This is a genomic window from Haloferax sp. s1 (genome assembly GCF_058382125.1).
Window position 1 is genome coordinate 1 of the sequence record NZ_JBZRPK010000600.1, and the last position, 9,026, is coordinate 9,026.

Annotated in this window: 6 protein-coding genes and 1 pseudogene; 4 read left to right on the forward strand and 3 right to left on the reverse strand. The window is 57.8% G+C overall.

The annotated features are described in order from the left end of the window. Nucleotides 1-225 precede the first annotated feature (225 nt). Entirely contained in the window at nt 226-1,653 is a 1,428-nt protein-coding gene (locus QT222_RS12090; RefSeq protein WP_491477317.1) for an MATE family efflux transporter, read from the reverse strand. A gap of 240 nt (nt 1,654-1,893) precedes the next feature. Between QT222_RS12090 and QT222_RS12095 the strand changes: the two genes are divergently transcribed. From QT222_RS12095 to QT222_RS12105, 3 genes are all read left to right on the forward strand, one after another. Further along, nucleotides 1,894-4,461, forward strand: coding sequence for a DNA topoisomerase I (locus tag QT222_RS12095; protein WP_491477318.1), 2,568 nt, complete (start codon nt 1,894-1,896; stop codon nt 4,459-4,461). 473 nt (nt 4,462-4,934) lie between these two features. Continuing rightward, nucleotides 4,935-5,855, forward strand: a complete 921-nt coding sequence (locus QT222_RS12100) for a DNA adenine methylase (RefSeq protein WP_491477319.1) — start codon at nt 4,935-4,937, stop codon at nt 5,853-5,855. A 56-nt stretch (nt 5,856-5,911) separates the two neighbouring features. Continuing rightward, nucleotides 5,912-6,565 (forward strand): hypothetical protein, encoded by a 654-nt coding sequence (locus QT222_RS12105; RefSeq protein ID WP_491477320.1) that lies wholly within the window; start codon nt 5,912-5,914, stop codon nt 6,563-6,565. 7 nt (nt 6,566-6,572) lie between these two features. Here the strand turns inward: QT222_RS12105 and QT222_RS12110 are convergent, their stop codons facing one another. Then, the gene (locus QT222_RS12110; protein ID WP_491477321.1) at nt 6,573-7,481 is read right to left on the reverse strand and encodes a DpnII family type II restriction endonuclease; all 909 of its coding nucleotides are present in this window, start codon (nt 7,479-7,481) and stop codon (nt 6,573-6,575) included. Between the two features lie 275 nt (nt 7,482-7,756). Between QT222_RS12110 and QT222_RS12115 the strand changes: the two genes are divergently transcribed. Then, on the forward strand, nt 7,757-8,482 hold the full coding sequence (locus tag QT222_RS12115; protein ID WP_491477322.1) for a phosphoglycerol geranylgeranyltransferase: 726 nt from the start codon (nt 7,757-7,759) through the stop codon (nt 8,480-8,482). Nucleotides 8,483-8,595: 113 nt separating this feature from the next. On the opposite strand, the pseudogene QT222_RS12120 reads toward QT222_RS12115, so the two are convergent. Then, a pseudogene (locus tag QT222_RS12120) lies at nt 8,596-9,026 on the reverse strand (DUF4013 domain-containing protein); the annotation flags it as partial.

Consider the following 9,026-nt stretch of genomic DNA (forward strand, 5'->3'; position numbering starts at 1 on the left):
CGCACGTACTGTTCGAACCGAACGAAACTCGGCGACCCGCAAGCGGCGCACTCCGCGGGGGCGCTGAGGTGGTACGTCCCATTGTTGTTCGTCCCTTTTCCAGCGTCCACGGCTTGGCATCCGTCACAGGCGTATCGCTCCGGCAACTCGGGTGTATGAGACATGCAAGTATGTTGCACGCGGAGGTACATGAGCCTAGGCTGTTAGTATCAGCACGATTTGAACTTAGTCGTCGCCCGCCGCTGCGGACGGGCCGCGGTCCAACACTCCTTTGCGCCACGACCCGGTCCGGAACCACGCGACAGCAACGACGAACGAAGCGACTGCACCGACGACGCACGCCCACCAGAGGCCTTCGACGCCCCACGCAAGCCCGGAGACGGGACCGATTCCGGGGACGGAAACCGTCCACGCGAATGCAAGCACGAGCGCGACGGGAACGCGGAAAATCCACCGCGAGAGGAACGACAACACCATCGCCGCCTTGGTGATTCCCGCACCGCGGAACGCGCCCTGAATGACCATCACGCCGCCGAAGAACGCCCACGATGGGGCGACCATCCGGAGGAACGTGACGCCCTCGTCGACGACGGCCTGCTCGCCGATGAACAGACGCATGGCTTCGGCGGGGAACGCCATCACGAGTCCACCGGCGGCAAAGAGGATTCCCATCGTCGCTATCATCGCCGTCCACGTGACGGACGCCGCTCGCTTGGGTGTTTGCGCACCCAAGTTCTGCCCGACGCCGGTCGCCGTCGCCTGTCCGACAGCCCCAGAGACGGTCCACGAGACGGACATCAGCCGAACGCCGATACCGTAGGCCGCGGTCGCAATCGGACCGAATCGGGCGACGAAGCCAGCCATCACGACCGCCGAGAAGCTTCGCGCCCACCCGTCGAGTGTCGCAGGATAACCGATATCGACGAGTCTCTGTAGGCGCTCCGGGTCCGGTCGGAGGTCGGCGAGGTGGAGTTGGACGCCCCAGTCTCCACGGAGGAGAATGTAAACGCCGGCCGCCGTGGCGAACAGACGTGCGATGAGAGTTGCAATCGCCGCGCCCCGCGTTCCCATCCCGGGGATTGGTCCCCATCCGAGAATGAGAATCGGGTCGAGGAGGACGTTGAGTCCCGCGGAGGCAACCATGAGCCACATGGCTGTCTTGGTGTCACCCGCGCCCTGCAAGGCGGCCCGGAACGCGAAAAAGAGGAACGTAAGCGGGAGCGAGAGGAACACCACCTCGATGTAGGCAAGCGCTTTGGTGAAAACGGGACCCTGTGCTCCGATAAGGCTCAAAAGCGGGTGTCTGAACGCGAAGCCGACGACTGCGAGGACGATTGAGACGGCGAGCGTGAGGAGAATCGTCTGGCCGACGACGTGGTCCGCCTGTCTGTCCTCCCCAGCACCGATGTGCTGGGAGACGAGCGCAATCGTCGAGGCGGTGATTCCCATCGCGGTCGAGACGAACATCCAACTCGTCGGGAACATGAGCGAGACGGCGGCGACGGCGTCGGCACCGACGCGCCCGACCCAGAACACGTCCGCGAGGTTGTAGAGCGTCTGGAGGAGGTTCCCCGCAACGAGCGGCCACGAGAGGGCGAGCAGTTTGGGGGCAATAGCCCCTTCTGTCATGTCGATTCGTGATTCACTCGACACGTTTTGTGGTTTGGCTCACAGACGTTAGCGCTTCTGGTGTCATGTCAGCCCAAACTCGTGTTGGACCTCGCCTGTCAGCCGACCTTATGTTGATATGTCTCTCCTGTCGGCAGCGAACATTACACCTTCGCGCGCGAGGCGCGCTCACACCCGCACACTCGCATCCGCGCGCGTTAGGCCTTCTACACCAAGAATATGGGCACGAAAGGTTTAGGATAACCCCCGACATATCGCCGCTCAATGAGCCGCGGCCCGGAACTCATCATCACAGAGAAGGACAACGCCGCGAGGCGTATCGCCGACATCCTGAGCGGCGAGACCGCCTCCGCAGAGCGAATGAACGGCGTCAACGTCTACAAGTGGGGTGGGAAGCGCTGTATCGGTCTGTCAGGTCACGTCGTCGGCGTGGATTTCCCGCCGGAGTACAACGACTGGCGCGACGTCGAGCCAGTCGAACTCATCAGTGCGCCCGTCGAGAAACACCCGACACAGGAGAACATCGTCGCCGCCTTGCGACGACTCGCTCGCAAGGCCGGAAACGTCACCATCGCCACAGACTACGACCGCGAGGGTGAACTCATCGGCAAGGAGGCGTACGAACTCGTCCGCGACGTGAACGAGGACGTGCCCGTCGACCGAGTTCGATTCTCCTCGATTACGAAACGCGAGGTGACAGAGGCGTTCGAGAATCCGGACGACCTCGACTTCGACCTCGCCGCCGCCGGCGAGGCGCGACAGATTATCGACCTCGTCTGGGGGGCCGCACTTACGCGCTTCCTCTCGCTTTCGGCCCGGCAACTCGGCAACGACTTCATCTCGGTCGGACGCGTGCAGGGACCGACGCTGAAACTCATCGTCGACCGCGAGCGCGAAATCGAAGCGTTCGACCCCGAGGACTACTGGGAACTGTTCTCTAAACTCACGAAGGACGCCGACGGGGCCGCCGAGTCCTTCGAAGCCCAGTACTTCTACCTCGACGACGACGGGACCGAAGCCGAGCGCATCTGGGACGAGGAGGCCGCCGAATCGGCCTACGAGACACTCCTCGATGTCGATGTCGCGGAAGTCACCGCCGTCAAGCGCCGCACTCGAACCGACAAGCCGCCCGCGCCGTTCAACACCACCCAATTCATCCGCGCCGCTGGGTCTATCGGCTACTCCGCCCAGCGGGCGATGAGCATCGCCGAAGACCTCTACACGGCGGGCTACATCACCTACCCGCGGACCGACAACACGGTCTACCCCGACGACCTCGACCCCCGCGAACTCCTCGGCGCGTTCGAGGGTGACCGTCGGTTCAAAGAGGACGCGAAGTCCCTCCTCGAACAGGAGGAAATCGAACCGACCGAAGGCGACAACGAGACGACCGACCACCCGCCGATTCACCCGACGGGTGAACTCCCGTCCGCCTCCGACCTCACGGAAGACGAGTGGGACGTGTACGAACTCGTCGTCCGGCGCTTCTTCGCCACCGTGGCCGAGAACGCGGTGTGGGAACACCTACGGGTCGTCGCCGAGGCCGCCGGTCTCTCGCTCAAGGCCAACGGTAAGCGCCTCCTCGAACCGGGCTACCACGAAGTCTACCCGTACTTCAACTCCACCGAATCGTTCGTCCCCGACGTTGAAGAGGGCGAGGCGCTCGTGCTCTCCGAGACGCATCTCGACGCGAAGCAGACCCAACCGCCGCGTCGCTACGGGCAGTCGCGACTCATCGAGACGATGGAACAGATGGGTATCGGGACGAAAGCGACCCGCCACGACGTGATTCAGAAGCTCTACGACCGCGGCTACATCGAGAGCGACCCGCCGCGTCCGACCCGCCTCGCGCGGGCCGTCGTGGAGGCCTCGGAGGACTTCGCGAAACTCATCGTCAGCGAGGAGATGACCTCGCAACTCGAATCCGACATGCTGGCTATCGCCCGCGGCGAGGCCACGCTGGAGGACGTCACCGAGGAGTCCAAAGAGATGCTCGGAGACGTGTTCGAGGGCCTCATGGAGTCCCGCGAGGAACTCGGGAAACAGCTTCAGGACTCCCTGAAGGCCGACAAGACGGTCGGCACCTGTCCCGACTGTGGCGGCGACCTCGTCGTCCGCAAGAGCCGCCGTGGGTCGTACTTTATCGGCTGTGACTCCTATCCCGACTGTACCTACACCCTCCCGCTCCCCTCGACCGGCAAGCCGCTCATCATGGAGGACGCCTGCGAAGAGCACGACCTCCATCACATCAAGATGCTCGCCGGGCGCAAGACGTTCGTCCACGGCTGCCCGCTCTGCAAGGCCGAGGAAGCGGACGAAGAAGACGACCTGATTATTGGGTCGTGTCCCGAGTGCGGTGAGGGTGCGACGTCGGAGGCGTCGCAAGGCGAAGGCGGTGAAACCGCCGAAGCGGGCGGCGAACTCGCTATCAAGCGCCTCCGTTCCGGCTCCCGACTCGTCGGCTGTACCCGCTATCCCGACTGCGATTACTCGCTGCCGCTCCCCCGCCGCGGCGACATCGAAGTCACGGACGAATCCTGCGAGGAACACGACCTGCCGGAACTCCGAATCACCTACGAGGGCGACCGCGAGCCGTGGGACCTCGGCTGTCCCATCTGTAACTACCGCGAGTATCAGGCCCAGCAGAACGGCGAGGGCGGGTCCGACTTAGAGAGCATCAAGGGTATCGGTGCGAAGACCGCCGAGAAACTGAAAGACGCCGGTATCGAGGACGTGAAGACGCTGAAAGCGGCCGAGCCGGACGACGTGGCTTCGAGAGTGGATGGTGTCGGTGCGGATACGGTTCGGAAGTGGCAGACTGCAGCGGATTAGGCGTCGAAAACGGATTCACTCCGTCTTCGAGTCGGGTATTGCGTCTGGGATATTTATGTGTTGAATCACCAGTATCCGATGAAAAGCTGCTTCGGAAGAATGACGTCAAGAAGGTTCAGTGTTCTCTTTCACTTGAGAGTCACAGTCATACCCAAATGAAGGACGAGCCAATTTCTATCCGCTTAACCTCACACTCTTCGGCAAGATCATTTAGACGGCGATAGGCTAAATCGTAAGAGCATCCAACCTCTTCCGAAACTTTGGTTGTCGTCGCATGGTCAAGATTGTCGACTGCTTTTAGAAATGCCTCTTGCGGATATTGTTCCGTGAATTGGCCCGAATCTTCGTCACGGTCAGCAGTCACAATCGACATCTCTGTTGGCCTATCGCTTAAGAGTACAGAACTATTAGCCATTCAAGGTATATTGAACGGGTATGTTTAAGTCAGAAGACGAAACAACCGATAACAAGAGATGGTAAGTCCGATTCTAAAGTGGGCAGGCGGTAAGAGGCAGTTACTCGATGAGTTGAAAAACCGCTTCCCGAGATCTTACACGCACTTTCATGAACCGTGCTTTGGTGGAGGTGCTCTATTCTTTGATCTTGAACCTGAAGACGGTACAATTAACGATACAAACACTCGTTTGGTGAACTTCTACAAGCAAGTTCGTGACCGACCGGATGAACTGATTGAACTGTGTCGGTCATTCAAGCATCCTGAGTCTGACCCAGACCCAGAACGGAACTTTTCTAAGACCAACCGAAAAGGGAAGGATATTTCCAACTACTACTACCAGCAACGCGAGTTGTTCAACAACCGACCTTACGGAGACGAGTACGATGAACTTGAGGAAGCCGCACTCCTTCTTTATTTGAATAGGACGTGCTACAATGGACTCTACCGAGAGAACAGTAGCGGTGGATTCAATGTCCCAATAGGGCGATACAGTAACCCCGATTGGGTACGGGAAAAAGAGGTCCGTAAGGCGAGCCGGGTTCTCCAGAATACGGAGATTCACAATGCAGACTTCGAATATATCCGTGAGGAAGCTCAAAAAGACGATCTAGTGTATTTCGATCCACCGTATGAGCCGATGAGTTCAACGGCTTACTTCACCGATTACTCGGCGGATGGCTTCGACAAGAATGACCAGCAACGATTACTTGATTTGGCGAAGGAACTTGACCAGAAGGGTGTAAACGTTATTCTGAGCAACAGCGGAGTCATGTACAAAAGGTACGATGAGGCAGGTTTCCAGGTCGAAGTAGAGGGTGCTACTCGAGCTATCAATAGCGATGCCGAGAACAGAGACGAAGTAGACGAAATCATCGCTACGAACGTACCCTCCACAAAGCGGCAGACTGTCGGCCAGCAAGGACTTTCGGACTTCTAAACCCGTTCAAGATACATGTTTCTGGGACTTATTAAATTGTGTCTTGAATTTCGCATGTGGTAGACATAATCAGAGAGTTTGACACGCTGGGATTCGATGAGTTTCCTGAAGATGTTAAGAAAATGCTGGAACAGGTCGAATGGGACGACCCACTGAATAGGCTCCGGGTCGGGGTTGTTCTGACGTTCTCGATTTACGAGGACCGAGATGAGAAATATCTTGGCTACAATATCGACGAATTGAGTGATGGGTCTCCTGTTTTCTTGATTCGTCCAGCATGGCTCAACAAAGGATATGATTTCAAGGTGTGTGTAGAAGGCTGGGACGACTCTGCCAATCCAGCGCCGTCTCACCCAGATATTTACTCTGACCTCTACTGGAAGCGAGAACACGATGAGGCCGACTCGTTCGAGGCAATTTGTAAGGCAGTGTTAGATATATACAAGGGCAACTCACCCGACGAAGTCCTCGAAAAGTATAGTGACGACTTCGACTTTACTGTTGGCCGGAGACCAGAAGCTCTACTGAAGCCTCTTCCGTGGCTCTTCATCGAGCAAGATATCCGCTATTGGAATTACTCCGGACGAGACAAAACAATCGAACTGGTCAAGCAACTGTATGAAGGCGTGCCGCTGTCCAAGCTGGAATTAGAATTGCAAGATTTAGATGAGGTTCATGATACGCCGTTGGCGATTCCAAATTCTGAATAAACCTAGATCAGACTTCTCCCGTCTCGAAGAATCGCTCCACATCAGCGGGGAGTTGTGTATCTGCTTGATGGAGATTGTATAGGTCAGTGATATCTTCGTAACTCTGTCGAAGGACGTTGGTGAGTGACTTTTCCCAACCCTGACCATCGGTAATCCAGACGAAGGCTATACCGTCTTTTCGCATCCGTTGAGCGACGTGGTTGTATGAGCGACGGATTTCAGACGGCTTGCTCCCACCGACCTTGTAGGCGTTCGCTTCAACGACAAGCCGTAAGTCTCCGTCCTCGAACAATGCGAAGTCAACTGTTTTTTCCTGCCCAGATTCATCGTTATATTCCGTCGTATATTCAGCGTCCATCTCAACGGAGTATCCTGCATCATTAAGTCGGTCAGCAATCGCATTCACCCTCTCACCGACTAAGCCCTCGAAGCACACTCCCTGTCGGTTCTTGCGGGCGTGTGACTCCATGCCGACGAGCATCCCTCGGAAGTGGTCACGAACGTCTGCTTCGTCCACGATGTACTGCAGGCCAATTTCTTGGAGTATATCGGCTAAGTCGCGGGCTGCTTCCCTGTCACCAGAGTCGATTGCACGCTGTATGTCGTAGAACTTCCAGACGCCTTCGAGCGCGCTATACTTATTCCCGCGTTCTCCGAGAAGTTCAAAGTAAAAGTCAATCCACTTCCGGGTTTCGTCAGCATTCATGAGTGCGTCAGCAAGACCTTCGACGAACTCGTCTTCACTGACTCCCTGAAGGTCAAGGACGGCCTCAATTTGGACCTGATAGTTTTTGATTTCGTCTTCGATACCATCCCAATCGATAAACTCCGAAGAAGGAATAGCAGATGGAACAATGGTGTCCTGAAAGTCCTCAACAAATTCGTCCGTCGGAGGTCGATGTTGGCGAATTGGCATACTAAAGATAGAAGTAATTGACACAAAGGATGCCAGTACATTTGTCTTGAACGGCGTACTGCAATTCCCAATAAACCTCAGTTACTAAATCGAGGTCAGAGATGTCATACGAATTTGACAAGTAGCTACTCTACAATTGACAATATAGTACTTCGAACAACTGACTAACCATAGTCAATATTTGGAAGTATTCAAATTAGAAACCAGAGTTACTGAGGCAAGACGCCCCACAACTTTCGCACGCTTTTTAGGCCCCCTCAAGCATAGACCGACCAATGAGCTATCCGTGGGAAGACTGGGACCACATCACCAAAATTGACCCCGACAAGGACCTCGTCGACGGCGAAACGTTCGAAGACGTGTGTGAGACGGGCACCGACGCCCTCGAAATCGGCGGGACGCTCGACATCACCGAGGAGAAGATGGAGCGCGTCGTCGAGGCCACCGCGAAATACGACGTGCCAATCTATCAGGAACCGTCGAACCCCGGCGTCGTCATCGACGACCCCGCCCTCGACGGCTACCTCATCCCGACGGTGTTCAACGCCAGCGACTCCTTCTGGATTACCGGCGCGCACAAAGAGTGGGTCCGCATCGAGGACGGACTGGACTGGGACCGCACCCACACCGAGGCGTACATCGTGCTGAACCCCGACTCGTCGGTCGCCGAGTACACTGACGCGGACACCGACCAGTCGGCCGAGGACGTGGCGTCGTTCGCCCGCGTGGCCGAGAAGATGTTCGGCCAAGAAATCGTCTACATCGAGTACTCCGGAACGTACGGCGACCCCGAGAAAGTCGGTGCGGCGCACGACGCCCTCGACGACGCGACGCTGTTCTACGGCGGCGGTATCCACGACTACGAGTCAGCCTACGAGATGGGCCAGAACGCCGACGTCGTCGTCGTCGGGAATCTCCTACACGACAACGGTGTCGACGCAGTCCGCGAGACAGTCGACGGCGCGAAAGACGCGACGGCGGAACTCGCCGACGCGCAGTAACGACGGTCGAATCGGTCTCTCTCTGACTACGCTGTCCTTTCTGCGACCCAATCTCTCTCTACTGCGACCCTACTACAACGCTACTGCCGTCCCGCTGCAACTCCGCTGCAACGCTACTCCCAACCTGCTGTGTCAGTCTGTACTTCCGGACGCCAGCCGCTGCTCTCCGTCGGCGTCTCAGGTGCACCCCGGCCGAGGAGCGTCGCGGACGCGACGAGTAGCAGAAACGAGACGACGCTGGCGAGCACGACGCCACCGAATGGGAACGCCCCGAAAAGGAAGGTCAGGAGCCGACCGCTAAAGACCACGAGCGCGACAGCAGAGACGACGGGGACGAACGAAATGTCGAACACGAGGGTGCGAGTAACGGGAACCGCGGCGGCGAGAGACTGCTCGCGGGCGAGGGCGACCGTCGCGGCCGCTGAGAGATAGGTCCCGACGAGTGCGGCGACTGCGGCGACGACGAGTCCAACAATGCCGAACGCGGAGAGTCCGAGGTACTGGAACATCCGGGGGTCAAAGACGTAGGCGAGCGCCGCGAGCG